Origin of the sequence: Streptomyces sp. TSRI0107 (assembly GCF_001905845.1) — a bacterium.
Taxonomy (GTDB): domain Bacteria; phylum Actinomycetota; class Actinomycetes; order Streptomycetales; family Streptomycetaceae; genus Streptomyces.
Genome location: NZ_LIVZ01000013.1, coordinates 225,527 through 238,716, shown reverse-complemented (window position 1 = coordinate 238,716; position 13,190 = coordinate 225,527). Strand labels below are relative to the sequence as shown.

The following is a 13,190-nucleotide window of genomic DNA, read 5'->3' as shown; positions in this document are numbered from 1 at the left end:
TCCTCCTCGGTAGTGTCAGCCGAGTTCGAGGGAGCGGCCGATGATCTCCTTCATGATCTCCGTGGAGCCTCCGTAGATCCGGGAGACCCGTGAATCGATCCAGTCCCTGGCGATCGGGTATTCGAGCATATAGCCATAGCCGCCGTGCATCTGGACGCAGGCGTCGATCACGCGTCCCTGCAGTTCGGTCGCCCACCACTTGGCCTTGGCCGCGTCCACCGGGCTCAGCGTGCCGTCGTTGGCCTCGATGACGCAGCGGTCGAGGAACTGCTGGGTGACGTCGATCTCGGTGACGAGCTCGGCGAGCCGGAACCGGGTGTGCTGCAGGGCGCCGATCGGCTTGCCGAAGGCGGTGCGCTGGCGGACGTAGTCGATGGTGTACTCCACCGCGGCGGTGGCCTGCGCGAGCGCGGCGACCGCGATCCCCAGCCGCTCCATGGGCAGGTTGCGGGTCAGGCCGTAGAAGCCCTCGCCCTCGGCGCCGAGCAGGTTGGCGACCGGCACGCGCACGTCGGTGAACGACAGCTCGGCGGTGTCCTGCGCGTGCATGCCGACCTTCTCCAGGTTGCGGCCGCGTTCGAAGCCCGGCATGCCGCGTTCGATCACCAGCAGGCTGAGGCCCTTGTGCGGGTGTTCGCCGGTGCGCACGGCGGTGATCACCAGGTCGGCGTTGATGCCGTTGGTGATGAACGTCTTGTTGCCGTTGACGACGTACTCGTCGCCGTCGCGCACCGCTCGGGTGCGGATGCCGGACAGGTCCGAACCCGTCCCCGGTTCGGTCATGGCGATCGCGGCGATCAGGGTGCCGTCGGCGAGGCCGGGCAGCCAGCGCTGCTTCTGCTCGTCGGTGGCGAGCCCGAGGAAGTAGGGGATGCACACCTCCGCGTGCAGGGTCAGCCCGACCGCGGCCGGGGCGACGCCCGCGCGGGCCGCCTCCTCGCAGAACACGGTGTGGAACCGGAAGTCCGTGATGCCGGCGCCGCCGTACTGCTCGGGTACGGAGGCGAAGAGGCCTAGGCGCCCCGCCGCGGTGAACAGTTGGCGCGGGACGATGCCGGCCCGCTCCCATGCCCCGTAGTTGGGGGTCATCTCCTTGTCGATGAAGCTGCGGACGCTGTCGCGGAATGCCTCGTGCTCGGATTCGAACAGGACTCGTCGCATGGTCTGCCTCGGGGTCTCAGATGGTGAAGCCACCGCCGCAGACGAGGGTCTGCGCGCTGACGTAGTCGGACTCGGGGGTGCACAGCAGGTAGACGGCGCCGGCTGCGTCGGCGGGAGTGCCCGCCCGCCCGAGCGGAATCATCCGTTCCATCGTGGCGAGCAGCTCCGGGTTGACGCCGACCTTGATCTGCCTGCCGTCCACGTCGATGCTCTCCTGTCCGTCGGCGGGGGCCTGGGTGAGCCGGGTGGTGATCAGCCCGAACGCGACGGTGTTGACGGTGACGTTGTAGCGCCCCCACTCCTTGGCCAGCGTCTTGGTCAGCCCGGTGACGCCGGCTTTGGCGGCGGCGTAGTTGGCCTGCCCCGCGTTGCCGCCCAGGCCAGCGATGGAGGAGATGTTGACGACCTTCCGGCAGGGCACCGGCGCGCCCTCGGACGTCGCCTGCCTGACCAGCCCGGCGATGATCGGCTGCGCTGCCCGCAGGATGCGGAACGGCGCCTTCAGATGTACGTCGACGATGGCGTCGAACTGGTCGTCGGTCATCTTCTGGATCACCGAGTCCCACGTGTACCCGGCGTTGTTGACGATGATGTCGAGTCCGCCGAACCGGTCCACCGCGGTCTGGGTGAAGCGCTCGGCGAACTCGGGGTCGGTGACGCTGCCGGTGCAGGCGACCGCCCGCCCGCCGGCGTTCTCGATGGCGGCGACGGTCTCCTTGGCCGGCCGCTCGTCGAGGTCGTTCACCACGACGGCGGCGCCGTCGGCGGCGAGCTTCATCGCGATCTCGGCGCCGATGCCGCGGCCGGAACCGGTGACGATGGCGACCTTGCCGTCCAGCTTTCCCATGGTGTGCTCTTCCTTCATGTGAGGTCGACGACGGCGTCACCGGCGAGGGTGACGGTCCCGTCGGGGAGGGTGACTTCGAGGGCGATGGTGGCTTCCGAGGCGGCGTTCACCGACACGACCCGCCCGGTGCACGTCGGCCGGCCGTGCACCGGGGTGATCGCGCAGAAGCGGACCCGCCAGGCGCGCAGGCGCCCCTGCGGCACCCAGTCGGTCAGCATCCGGCCCAGATAGGCCATGGAGAGCATGCCCTGGGCGAACACGTCCTCCGCTCCGGCGGAGCGGGCCACGTCGATGTCGATGTGGATCGGATTGTGGTCGCCGGACGCTCCGGCGAACAGGGCGAGCGTCGCGCGGGAGATCGGCTCGACCGTGAGCGGCGGGAGCTGCGTCCCCACGGCCACGTCCTTGGTCACGGTCACGGTCATCGGTCGCCCTCCGGGTTGCGGACCACGATCACGGTGACGGCTTCGGCCACCATCTGATCGTCGCGCAGCACGCTCGTCGACTTGGTCAGCACTTCGAGCGCGCCCTTCTTCTTGACGGTCAGGTCCACCACGCGCGAGCGCAGCGTGAGGCGGTCCCCTGCATACGCCATCGCGTGGTACGTGAACGACTGCTCGCCGTGCAGGATCCTGCGCAGGTCGACGCCCAGCGCGGTGAGATAGTCGAACGGGTCGGGACGTTCCAGCTCGAGGCTGAAGTAGAAGCTCGGCGGTACGGGCAGGTCCGGGTGGCCGGCCGCCTGGGCCGCGTCCAGGTCGCTGTAGACCGGGTCGCGCTGCCCGGTGGCCTTCGCGAAGAAGGCGAGCCTGCCGCGCTCCACGGTCACGACCTGCGGCTCGAACCGGTAGGCGAGTGCGGCGTCCGCGTCGATGGCCATGTTCAGCCCACCTTCTGGTAAAGCGTGACGACGGCCGCACCGCCGAGACCGATGTTGTGCTGGAGGGCGAGCGAGGCGCCGTCCACCTGCCTGTCGCCGGCTTCGCCGCGGAGCTGCCAGACCAGTTCCGCGCATTGAGCCAGCCCGGTCGCGCCCAGCGGATGCCCCTTGGACAGGAGGCCACCGGACGGGTTGGTCACCACGCGTCCGCCGTAGGTGTTGTCGCCGTCGAGGACGAACCGCTCCGCGGTTCCCTCATCGGTCAGCCCGAGCGCTTCGTAGCTGATCAGCTCGTTGGTGGTGAAGCAGTCGTGCAACTCGACGACCGGTATGTCGCGCGGATCCACGCCCGCCGACTCGTAGACCTGCCGGGCCGCCGACGCGGTCAGGTCGTAGCCGGCCAGCCGCATCAGGTCCCCGTCGAACGAGCTCGGCGTGTCCGTGGCCATCGCCTGTGCGGTGATCGCCACGTCGGTACGCAGCCCGTGGGCGCGGGCGAACTCTTCGCCGACCACGATGGCCGCTGCGGCCCCGCAGGTCGGCGGGCAGCACTGCAGGCGGGTGAGCGGCCCGAAGATCTTCGGCGAGGTCAGCACCTCCTCCAGGGTCACGGGTGCGGTGAACACGGCGTACGGGTTGGCCGCGGCGTGCTTGCGCGACTTCACCGATATCCGCGCGAACACCGCCGGATCCATGCCGTACTTCTCGCTGTAGGCCACGCCCGCTCCGCCGAAGTAGCGGGGCGCCATCGGAACCTCACGGGCGGCCTCGTCCTGTACCTCGTCGACGATGTCGTCGAACCGGGCGAACGGGCTCGGCCGGTCGTCCCAGTGCCCCTTGAGCGCACCGCGCTGCATCTGCTCGAACCCGAGCGCGAGCACGCAGTCCGCGGCCCCCGAGGCCACCGCCTGCCGGGCCAGGAACAGTGCCGAAGAACCGGTCGAGCAGTTGTTGTTGACGTTGATCACCGGCACCCCGGTCATGCCGACCCGGTACACCGCGTTCTGCCCGCTCGTCGAGTCGCCGTACACATAGCCGGCGTACACCTGCTGCACCGCGGCGAGGTCTACACCGGCGTCGGTGAACGCCGCCCGCACCGCGTGCTCGGCGAGCACGTCGTAGCTCGCGCTCCTGCTCGGGGTGGCAAACGGCACCATGCCGACCCCGGCCACGAAAACCCTCTCGGTCATCATGCCCTCCTGGCTAGTCACGGATCACTTTTACACTGTGCTCTTCAGAAGCAGCAAGGTAGATGCCAAGGATGTGTTCTGCGTCTTACTAGTCCTCATTCACAATCAGAAGATCGGGCACCCATGCACATGACACAGTCCCGCCGGTCTTCGGGACCGGCGGGACGTGCTGCGGTGGGTGTGGCTGCTTCAGCGGTCGCTGTAGTCGCTCCAGGTGCTTGGCCGCTCGTTCTGGCCGGGGCCGGGCCGGGTGTAATCGCATACACCCGTCGGGAAGGCATCGAGCAGCTGTGCCTTCTCGGTTTCGGTGAAGCTCACTCGGTAGTCGTCGAAGTCCACCGGACGCAGCGCGCACTTCAGAGTGGACTCGGCCAGCGGCTCGCCGGCCTGGAGCCGCGGGTCCGCGCTGATGGGGTACTCCTCCGCGCATGGCCCGCTGGCTGGATAGGTGAGGGGAGCGTGCACCCGCTTGGTGGGCGTCAGGTAGCAGCCGTCCGAGAGCCCGGTGGGCTTGTTCGCGATGACCTTCGCCTGCTTGCTGCGCGAGGACCCGTCGGCTTCGATGTTGGTCAGCCAGCGGTCCATCGACTTCACCACATAGGCGTCAGCGGTCTGCCTCTCGCCCACGGTCAGCTTGCTTTCGATGATCACATGGTTGGCCGACGTCCCGTTGGCTGCCCGCAGCCGCGCCCGCGTGACGTAGGACCAGTGGGCGGTGTGGACGTCGAAGGGCACCCTGTCCGTGTGGATGCGGTGATCGATGATCGGCACGCTGCGCAGCCCCAGCCGCATGCTGTTGAGCAGGTCGTCGCGGTAGGCGGCCTTCAGTGCCTTCGGGTCCGCCTGGGAACGCCGCGCCACGAACGCGCCCTTGTAGTCGTATCCGCCGATGGCGGAGTTGAGCGCGATGAACTGGGCCGGGCTGATCTGCTTGCTGTTGAGTGCTTTGAGGCCGTACTGCACTCCGACGTTGTCCAGGGTGCTGCGCACGAAGCCGGTCTCAGGGTCGCGGCCGAACTGGTTGGCGTAGGCCTCCATCATCGTGCACTTCACACCGCCAGGGTTGGCTTCGGCGTTCCACAGGGCCGTGAACGGGATGGACTTGTCGCAGCGCTTGGTCGGGGTGCGGGTGTCGATGTTCTCCGCACCGATGCAGCTGGCGTACTCCAGCATCCCGGTCACCGCGTCGCGCTGCTCGGGGGTGAATGAGCTTCCGGCACCGGCGAAGTAGTGGGTGAGCAGCTTGCAGTCGGCCGCGACGCTCTTCTCCAGCGTGAAGGGGTCCGGGAAGCCGACGATCGGAATGATCCCGTCGAGGATCCCCGGGTAGGCGTCAGCGATGCCGAACTGCTGAATGCCGCCGCCGGACCCGCCCCAGCCGATGGTGTGTCTCACCGGTCCGTAGGTCTCGACGAAATGCTCCTTCACCATCATCGCCGTCTCCGCAGAGAGCGGGATGCTGCAGTTGGTCTCCAGCACGTTGAGGGTGGAGGAGGCGACCGCGTAGCCCTGAGAGAGGAAGGTGTCGTTGAGCACCCCGCCGGTCTGCGCACCCTGGTGGTGTCCGCCCGAGCAGCCACCGCCGAAGGTGTAGATCAGCCTGCCGTTCCAACTCTTGTTCCGCTTCAGGGGCGAAGGGTCGGAGCCGTCGTGGAGAGCGGCGGTTTCGTAGACGGCGCGGTTGATGGTGCCGGTCTCGACGCGGATGATGTACGGCACCGTCCGCCCGCGCACGGTCGCGGTGGCGAGGTCGATCGGACGCTGCTCCGGGTCGGCGAGAGGCAGGAAGACCCCGAGTTTGCTGCGGTACTTGTAGCCGACCTTGGTGGGCGCGGAGCAGGACGGCTGTTCGGCGGGGGCGAGACCGAACGCGGTCGTCTCGCAGTAGAAGGGTGTGGCCTGCCGGCCGGAGAAGACGGGGCCGGTGGACCGGTGGTTGACGACAGTACGAGTCGAGGTGAGGCCCCGGGACTCGGCGGTGATGCTGTTGCTGCCGTTCTTCAGGCGGGTGACCAGGCCCAGCAGACTCCCGTCCGGCTGCCGCCGGAATCCGTTGGCTGCGCGACCGTTCACCTTCACGACCACCGGGTCCTGATGGCCGTCCGTCGTGATCCGCACGAGCGCGTCCCCGCCGCTGGTCTGGCCTCGGTCTGGAGTCGAGGCGAGCGCGATACGGGGTGGCGGCTCGTCCGCACCCGCCGCCATTCGGTCCGGCATCAGCGCTGTGGCCACCATTGCGGCGCAGACGAGGCTCACAACGCGGCGACGTTTTTTGTGCATATGCGTCCCATACATTCGAGAAAACGACATTTGAGGCGTGCTGGTGGTCGGACAGCGTGGCGTATCGGAAGGCGGTCAGCGCGGTGTGGTGGGCGCGCGAGTTCGACGGTGTCGGTCGCTGTCGCGACGATGGCTTGAAGCGGCTCCCCGGTCGTCGCGCTTACGCGGATTCACAGCACTGAGGTGAGTCGGTTGGGGTCGAGCGTGATCGACCTCGGCCGAGTAGGCGGTTACCCCTGTCGGCAACGGTCATCCGCACGATGCGGGAGGACGGTTCCAGCCTTGCCCCCTTCGCCTTACACCTCTCCCCTTCCGGCTAATCAGCATTAACTTTGTAGTGTGGGGGTTCAGAATGAGTCAAGGGGCGTGCAGAGGGGACGAGCTCCAGGCGCACGACCGGCCGACGCAGCCGCTCCGCGGGCGGCATCACCGTGGGTCGAGGTCGGTGAACTCAGCGTGAGGGCGACGTCCGCCCGCCCCCACTCCGGGGCTGCTGACGTTTGGAGCATCCCGAGATGTTAATGAGTGGTAGCCGGAACGAACGTGCATGCTGACCGCTCACTGATCGGGATTCGCGCTCGGCGACACCCTTGACAAGCTCGCCACGCGAGGCCATAAGTTAATCGTAATTAGCCAAATGGCCCGATCCCCCGCAGCCGAGGCGCCGGCGCCTGTCCCTGTCTGTGCTCGCCACCGGGCCGGACGGCTGATTTCAGCGTGACTCGCCACCGCGCTCGTCCTGATCTCCGCCCTCGCCATCCTGCCGGTCAGGAGTGTGCGATGACTCAACTCGAGAAGGGAGGCGCAATGCACCTCACTCAGCCTTTGCGCCGTATGCTCCAGCAGTCCCCCGACGCCCCGCTGACCGCGTGCGGTGACCGCGTCCGCACCGTGCGCGAGTCGGTCGACCGGATCGCATGTCTTGCCGGTGCCCTGCAGGACCTCGGTACCCAACCGGGCGACCGGGTCGCGATGTTGGCTCACAACTCCGACCGGTACCACGAGTATCTGTTCGCCACCTGGTGGATCGGTTCCGCGGTCGTTCCCCTGAACATCCGCTGGAGCACCCAGGAGATCGACTACGCGCTGCGCGACTGCGGTGTCCGCGTCCTGTTCGTCGACGACGCGTTCGCCGACCACGTCGCCCACCTCCAGGCCCCCGTCGCCGCGGTCGTGCACTGCGGCGACGCCCCCACTCCCGCCGGAATGCTCGGCTACGAGGATCTGCTCGAGAACGCCGCGGCGGCCCCCGAGACGGGCAGCGAGGAAGGGGGAGAGACGCTGGCCGGCATCTTCTACACCGGCGGCACCTCAGGCACGCCCAAGGGCGTCATGCTCAGCCATTCGAACATGGCGCTGTCGGCCCTCGGCAGCCAGGTCAGCGGCGGGATCGCCGCCTCCGGCGGGCGCATGCTGCATTCGGCCCCCATGTTCCACCTCGCCGACCTCGCCCTGTGGAACGCGCAGAACCTCGTCGGCGGCACCCACGTCATCCTGCCGGGATTCTCACCCGAGGCGGTGCTGTCGGCGATCCAGACGCACCGCACCACGTCCGCGCTGCTCGTGCCCACGATGATCCAGACTCTCGTCGACCACCCGAGTCTGCACGAGTACGACCTGTCGAGCATGCGGTCCATCGTGTACGGGGCGTCCCCCATACCCGAGCCGGTCCTCAAGCGCGCCATGGACGCCTTCCCCGGCGTCGACTTCGTGCAGGCCTACGGCATGACCGAAGCGGCACCCATCGCCACCCTGCTCACCGGGGCGGATCACGCCGCGGGACGGCGGCTGCGCTCGGCCGGGCGCGCGGCAGCGCACGGCGAGGTGAAGATCGTCGACCCTGCGGGCCGTGAAGTGGAACGGGGAACCGTCGGTGAGATCGCCCTGCGGGGCGACCACGTCATGCAGGGCTACTGGGGCAGGCCCGAGGAGAGCGCCGCGGTCCTGCGCCAGGGCTGGCTGCACACCGGTGACGGCGCCTACATGGACGACGAGGGCTACGTATTCGTTGTCGACCGCTTCAAAGACATGATCATTTCGGGTGGCGAGAACGTCTACTCGGCCGAGGTGGAGAACGCGATCGCCCAGCATCCGGCCGTCGCCGCCTGCGCCGTCATCGGCGTACCGGACGCCGACTGGGGCGAACGGGTCCATGCGGTCATCGTCCTCAGAGCAGGACACACGCTCACCGCGGAACAGCTCCGGCAGCACACCAAGAGTCTGATCGCCGGCTACAAGGCGCCCCGTACCGTCGAGTTCACCCGGGCCCTGCCCCTCTCGCCGGCAGGAAAGATCCTCAAGCGCGAACTGCGCGAACGGCACTGGGCGCAGAACGACCGCTCCGTCCACTGACCGGACGCGCCGCGCCGGTCAGCCACGTGCCGTAGGCGGCCCAGACGCCCGGTCGTGGACGCCCGGGATTCGGGAAACGCCCGGTCAGGTGGTCTCGCGGGCAATGAGCTGCGGAACGAGCAGTGTGCGCAAGGGAGTCTGCTGCGGCTTCTCGATCAGGGAGCGCAGCAGTTCCGCGGCATGGCGGCCGGATTCGGCGAACTGCTGCCGGATGGTGGTGAGTCCGAGGGCCTCTGCGAGCGGTCCGTCGTCGAAGCCCGCCACGGCGATCTCGTCGGGCACCTTGATCCCGGCGGCGCGCAGCCCCGAGAGGAAGCCCGCGGCGAGGAGATCGTGGTGGGCGATGACGGCAGTCGGCCGTTCGGCACGGCGGGCGAACTCGGCGGCGTAGGCCTGGGCTGAGGGCACATCGTTGCCCGCCAGGGCGATTTCCTCGATGCCGGGTTCGGTGCTGCCTGCCTCACGCAGCGCGCGGGCCACTCCGTTGAGTCTCAGCAGGCCGGCGGAGGTGAAGGCCGTCGCCTGGTAGGGCTCGTGAAGGTAGGCCAGGCGCTGGTGGCCACGCCCGAGCAGGTGGGTGGCCAGCAGGTATCCGGCCTGCTCGTCGTCGAAGGTGACGCTGGTGAACTCGGCGTTCACGGAGTCGACCAGCACAGTCGGCGGTCCCCAGCGGTGGAGTCGGTCGGCGCCCTCCTGGCCGAGTGGGACGCCCATGATCAGCAGTCCGTCGACATCGCCGCGGACGGGCAGGGTCTCCAGCAGCGGAGAGGTGGACTCGGTGGCCGGCGGGGCGTCGTGCACCACGACCTCGATGTTGTGGGGACCGAAGGTCTCCAGGATGCCGACCAGGCGCGTCCGGTACGTCGCATAGCTGCTGAACGGCGCCACCACGGCGATCCGGCCGCTGCGGCGGCGGGCGCGCTCGGACACGGTGGCGCCGGAGCGGTATCCCAGTTCGCCCGCGACCGTGATGACCCGGTCGCGGGTCTTCGGGCTGACCCGTTCCGGGTGGTTCAGCGCGAGCGAAACCGTCGAGATGCTCACGCCGGCGGCCTGCGCCACCTGATAGATCGTCACGTCGCTACGTCCCACGTGAGCACCCTAGCCGAACAAGTCCGGCGCGGGTGATTCGGCTGTTGACCAGGCGCTCTACCGGCGCTTAAAGTCTTCGTCGAAGCACTTCGATGGAGGTTCGATGGTAGATGTCACCGACCTGGCTCGCGCCGTGGGATGTGAGCCGGCCGTCGTGGACTGGCTCGTCGCCGTCGAGGAGATCGCGGGCGGCATCCCCGAGCTGCGATCGCCCGATCCGGCCCTGCGCCGCAGCGCGGCACACGAGCTCTCCGACGCCCTCGCCAGACGGTTCACGCTGACCGGCGACACGCAGTGCGCGGTGACGGAGTACCGCGTCCCCACCCGGGCCGGGGAGGTCACGGTCCTGAGGTACCAGCCCCCGGGGGACGACCGGCCGCGGCTCGGCCACCTGTCCCTGCACGGCGGCGGCTTCGTCCTGGGCAGCGTCCGGGAGGTGGTCAACGACCGGCTGCTCCGCCACCGGGCCGTGGCCAGCGGTGCCGAAATCTTCGCCGCGGAGTACCGGCTGGCCCCCGAACACCCCTTTCCCGCCGGACTCGAGGACTGCGTCGACGTCTTGAGCTGGCTCATCGAGTCGGCGCCGCGGTTCGGGATCGCCCCCGGCCGGATCGGGATCGGCGGCATCTCGGCGGGCGGCAACCTCGCGGGGCTGGTCGCGGCGCACGCCCGCGACAACGGCCTGCCGCTGGACCACCAGGTGCTGGAGGTCCCAGGGGCGAGCCTGCACATCGAGCAGGACGACTCCTACCGCCGGTTCAGCGCGCTGTCCGACTTCGGGGACCTCTCCGAAATCCGTGCGGCCTATCTGGGCACGGCTGATCCGGCGCCCGGCCGTTGGACGGCGCCTGCCGAGATCGCCGACCTCACCGCGCTGCCGCCGGCACTGGTCCTCACCGCCGAGTTCGATCCGCTGCGCGACAGCGGCGAGCGCTACGCCGCCCGGCTCGCCGAAGCCGGTGTGCCGACCCTGACCTGGCGCGCTCCCGGGCACCTGCACGGTTCGACGTCGATCACCGGGACGTCCGCGACCGCACGTGAGTGGCAGCGCCGCGTCATCGACTTCCTGCACGACCGGGCCCGCCGTACAACGGGCCCCCTTTCCTGATCGGAGACACATCATGCCCATCGACGCCCACCTGATCCGGGCCCTCGCCGCGCTCGGCGTCCCCGGCCCCCCGGCGACGGACGACATCGAGGAACTGCGCAAGGCCGCTCTGGACTACGAGCAGGCGGTGTATCCGCACCTCGGAGCGAGCGGGCCCGAACTGCCGGTCCGCGAGCACATCGTGCCCGTGGAGGGCCACCCGGACGTGCTCGTGCGCCTGTACTACCCGCGCGAGCCGGCGGCCGACCTCAACCTGCCGGTCTGCCTGCACTTCTTCGGCGGCGGCTGGCGCCAGGGCGGCATCCATCACCCCAGCGTCGCCACCCACTGTGCCGTGCGGGCCGCCGAGGCGAACATCGTTGTCGCGGCGATCTCCTACGCGCTCGCTCCGGAGCACCCCTACCCCGCAGCGCTCGAACAGGGCTACGCCGTTCTGGAGTGGCTGGTGCGCGAGGCCGGTGCGCTCGGCGTCGACCCGGCGCGCATGGCACTCTCCGGGCAGTCCGCGGGCGGGAACCTGGTGGCCGCGCTCACCCACGTCAACCGCGACCGGGCACGGCACCCGCTGCGGCTGCAGATCCTCGAAGTGCCCGGACTCGACCTGACGCTCTCCCACACGGACCGCGATGCCATCGAGCTCACACAGGAGCAGTGGGCGGTCCTGGAGCGCATGATCGACGACTACGTCCCCCGGGTCGAAGACCGCCGGACCGCCTACGTCTCACCGCTGCTCGCCGAAGATCTCAGCGATCTGCCGCCCGCCTACATCCTCACCGCCGAGTGCGATCCCTTCCGTGGCGACGGCGAGGCCTACGCCGCCGCCCTCGCCGCTGCCGGGGTGCCGGTGGCAGCGCTGCGGCTGGTGGGCCTGCCCCACGAGGGCGGCCTGTACGAGCGGGTGTCCCTGACCGCACGCACCGCGCAGGCGGCCGTCGCCGCGGTCCTGCGCACGCTCCACGACTGAGGACGGCAGGACGATGGTCTCCCCCATAGCAGAACAGGCCCAGGACGCCGCACCGGTGGCGTTCCGGGGCCGCCGACAGCCCGCGCTGTTCCTGCCGTTGTTCGTGTTCGCCTACTTCGGCGTCGCACTCGCCGGCATCTCCGCGCCGACGGTCAGCATCCCGCTCCGCTTGTCGGAACTGGACCCCGCGCACAAGACCCAGATGCTCTCCCTGACCATAGCCCTGGGCGGCGTACTGGTCGTCCTGATCACGGCGCCGCTCGGCCGCCTCAGCGACGTCTCCACCGCCCGCGCCGGTATCCGACGGCCCTACATTCTCGGCGGCGCCCTGGTCGGAGCATCCGGCATGCTCGTCCTCGCACTGGCGCCTCATGTCTCGGTGATCATCGCCGGCTGGGGGCTCGCCCAGGCAGGGTTCGCCGCCACGAGCATGGCGCTCAACGCGCTGCTCGCCGATCAGATCCCGACCAGGATCCGCGCCCGCGTCGCGGCGACGTTCGGCCTCAGCACCGGCATCGCACCGGTCGTCGGCAGTGCCCTGGTGGGGGCACTGCCCGGCAACCCCTTGTACTGGTTCGGCATACCGGCCGCGATCTCACTCGTCGCATGTATCGGCCTGGTGCTGGTACTCGACGACATCGTGCGCACCGAGCCCGTGCCCGTGGACTGGCGCAGCCTGCTGCGCAGCTACTGGATCAACCCGCTACGGCACAAGGACTTCGCCTGGGCCTGGGCATGCCGGCTTCTCGTCACCATGTCCCTGGTCTCGGTGATCACCTATCTGCTGTACTTCCTCACGGACCGGCTCGGCATCGCCTCCGAGGACGCCCCCTCCAGACAGGGCACCGTGCTGGGCGTGTTCTTCGCCTTCAGCGTCGTCACCACCCTGCTGTTCGGCTGGATCTCCGATCGCACCGGAAAACGCAGGACGATCGTGTGGAGCTCCGCGCTCCTCACCGCGTTCGGACTGCTGATCAGCCTCCTCGCTCACGACCTGACCCTCTTCACCGTGGGTATCGCCCTCGCCGGAATGGGCCAGGGAGCCTTCGTCTCCGTCGACGTCGCCATGATGACCGAGCTGCTGCCGGACTCGACCGACGCCGGCACCGGCCTGGCCGTCATCGCGCTCTCCTATCAGCTGCCCGCCCTCCTCGTCCCCGCGCTGGCAACCGTGCTGCTGGCCATCGGGGACGCCGGGCCGAACTACACCGCCCTGTTCATCGCCGCGGTGACCGCCTCGGCACTCGGAGCACTGGCTGTCCTGCCCATCAAGAGCGTGCCGTAGGAGCCGGCGCACCGGCGACAGGTGCCCACGG

11 protein-coding genes are annotated in these 13,190 nt (G+C 69.1%); 4 read left to right on the top strand and 7 right to left on the bottom strand.

Features of this window, described 5'->3' with window-relative positions; all coding sequences use genetic code 11:
• Nucleotides 1-15: 15 nt before the first annotated feature.
• The 6 genes from AMK31_RS31855 to AMK31_RS31830 form a co-directional block, all read right to left on the bottom strand.
• Complete coding sequence (locus AMK31_RS31855; RefSeq protein ID WP_073944166.1) at nucleotides 16-1,161, bottom strand: acyl-CoA dehydrogenase family protein; 1,146 nt, start codon at nucleotides 1,159-1,161, stop codon at nucleotides 16-18.
• 16 nt (nucleotides 1,162-1,177) lie between these two features.
• A complete protein-coding gene (locus tag AMK31_RS31850; RefSeq protein ID WP_073944165.1) occupies nucleotides 1,178-2,008 on the bottom strand; it encodes an SDR family NAD(P)-dependent oxidoreductase in 831 nt (276 codons plus the stop codon).
• Between the two features lie 14 nt (nucleotides 2,009-2,022).
• The gene (locus AMK31_RS31845) at nucleotides 2,023-2,433 is read right to left on the bottom strand and encodes a MaoC/PaaZ C-terminal domain-containing protein (RefSeq protein WP_073944164.1); all 411 of its coding nucleotides are present in this window, start codon (nucleotides 2,431-2,433) and stop codon (nucleotides 2,023-2,025) included.
• Nucleotides 2,430-2,888, bottom strand: coding sequence for a MaoC family dehydratase N-terminal domain-containing protein (locus AMK31_RS31840; protein ID WP_073944163.1), 459 nt, complete (start codon nucleotides 2,886-2,888; stop codon nucleotides 2,430-2,432). The genes AMK31_RS31845 and AMK31_RS31840 overlap by 4 nt, the downstream gene beginning before the upstream one ends.
• Nucleotides 2,889-2,890: 2 nt before the next feature.
• Nucleotides 2,891-4,078 (bottom strand): lipid-transfer protein, encoded by a 1,188-nt coding sequence (locus AMK31_RS31835; protein WP_073944236.1) that lies wholly within the window; start codon nucleotides 4,076-4,078, stop codon nucleotides 2,891-2,893.
• A gap of 189 nt (nucleotides 4,079-4,267) precedes the next feature.
• The gene (locus AMK31_RS31830; RefSeq protein WP_198948606.1) at nucleotides 4,268-6,295 is read right to left on the bottom strand and encodes a DUF6351 family protein; all 2,028 of its coding nucleotides are present in this window, start codon (nucleotides 6,293-6,295) and stop codon (nucleotides 4,268-4,270) included.
• 843 nt (nucleotides 6,296-7,138) lie between these two features.
• Here AMK31_RS31830 and AMK31_RS31825 point away from each other — a divergent pair.
• Nucleotides 7,139-8,710: an acyl-CoA synthetase gene (locus AMK31_RS31825; RefSeq protein ID WP_338013057.1), complete on the top strand. Its 1,572-nt coding sequence runs from the start codon at nucleotides 7,139-7,141 to the stop codon at nucleotides 8,708-8,710.
• Between the two features lie 84 nt (nucleotides 8,711-8,794).
• Here AMK31_RS31825 and AMK31_RS31820 read toward each other — a convergent pair whose 3' ends face one another.
• Entirely contained in the window at nucleotides 8,795-9,802 is a 1,008-nt protein-coding gene (locus tag AMK31_RS31820) for a LacI family DNA-binding transcriptional regulator (protein WP_073944160.1), read from the bottom strand.
• Nucleotides 9,803-9,905: 103 nt separating this feature from the next.
• Between AMK31_RS31820 and AMK31_RS31815 the strand changes: the two genes are divergently transcribed.
• From AMK31_RS31815 to AMK31_RS31805, 3 genes are read left to right on the top strand one after another with little or no spacing between them, the layout of a single operon-like run.
• On the top strand, nucleotides 9,906-10,910 hold the full coding sequence (locus tag AMK31_RS31815; protein ID WP_073944159.1) for an alpha/beta hydrolase fold domain-containing protein: 1,005 nt from the start codon (nucleotides 9,906-9,908) through the stop codon (nucleotides 10,908-10,910).
• A gap of 13 nt (nucleotides 10,911-10,923) precedes the next feature.
• Nucleotides 10,924-11,874: an alpha/beta hydrolase gene (locus AMK31_RS31810; RefSeq protein ID WP_079187008.1), complete on the top strand. Its 951-nt coding sequence runs from the start codon at nucleotides 10,924-10,926 to the stop codon at nucleotides 11,872-11,874.
• A gap of 13 nt (nucleotides 11,875-11,887) precedes the next feature.
• On the top strand, nucleotides 11,888-13,159 hold the full coding sequence (locus AMK31_RS31805; protein ID WP_079187007.1) for an MFS transporter: 1,272 nt from the start codon (nucleotides 11,888-11,890) through the stop codon (nucleotides 13,157-13,159).
• The last annotated feature ends 31 nt before the right edge of the window (nucleotides 13,160-13,190 follow it).

Coding starts and splice junctions, on each gene's coding strand:
- AMK31_RS31855 (WP_073944166.1), bottom strand. CDS start 1,161: ATGCGACGAGTCCTGTTCGAATCCGAGCACGAGGCATTCCGCGACAGC.
- AMK31_RS31850 (WP_073944165.1), bottom strand. CDS start 2,008: ATGGGAAAGCTGGACGGCAAGGTCGCCATCGTCACCGGTTCCGGCCGC.
- AMK31_RS31845 (WP_073944164.1), bottom strand. CDS start 2,433: ATGACCGTGACCGTGACCAAGGACGTGGCCGTGGGGACGCAGCTCCCG.
- AMK31_RS31840 (WP_073944163.1), bottom strand. CDS start 2,888: ATGGCCATCGACGCGGACGCCGCACTCGCCTACCGGTTCGAGCCGCAG.
- AMK31_RS31835 (WP_073944236.1), bottom strand. CDS start 4,078: ATGACCGAGAGGGTTTTCGTGGCCGGGGTCGGCATGGTGCCGTTTGCC.
- AMK31_RS31830 (WP_198948606.1), bottom strand. CDS start 6,295: ATGCCGGACCGAATGGCGGCGGGTGCGGACGAGCCGCCACCCCGTATC.
- AMK31_RS31825 (WP_338013057.1), top strand. CDS start 7,139: ATGACTCAACTCGAGAAGGGAGGCGCAATGCACCTCACTCAGCCTTTG.
- AMK31_RS31815 (WP_073944159.1), top strand. CDS start 9,906: ATGGTAGATGTCACCGACCTGGCTCGCGCCGTGGGATGTGAGCCGGCC.
- AMK31_RS31810 (WP_079187008.1), top strand. CDS start 10,924: ATGCCCATCGACGCCCACCTGATCCGGGCCCTCGCCGCGCTCGGCGTC.
- AMK31_RS31805 (WP_079187007.1), top strand. CDS start 11,888: ATGGTCTCCCCCATAGCAGAACAGGCCCAGGACGCCGCACCGGTGGCG.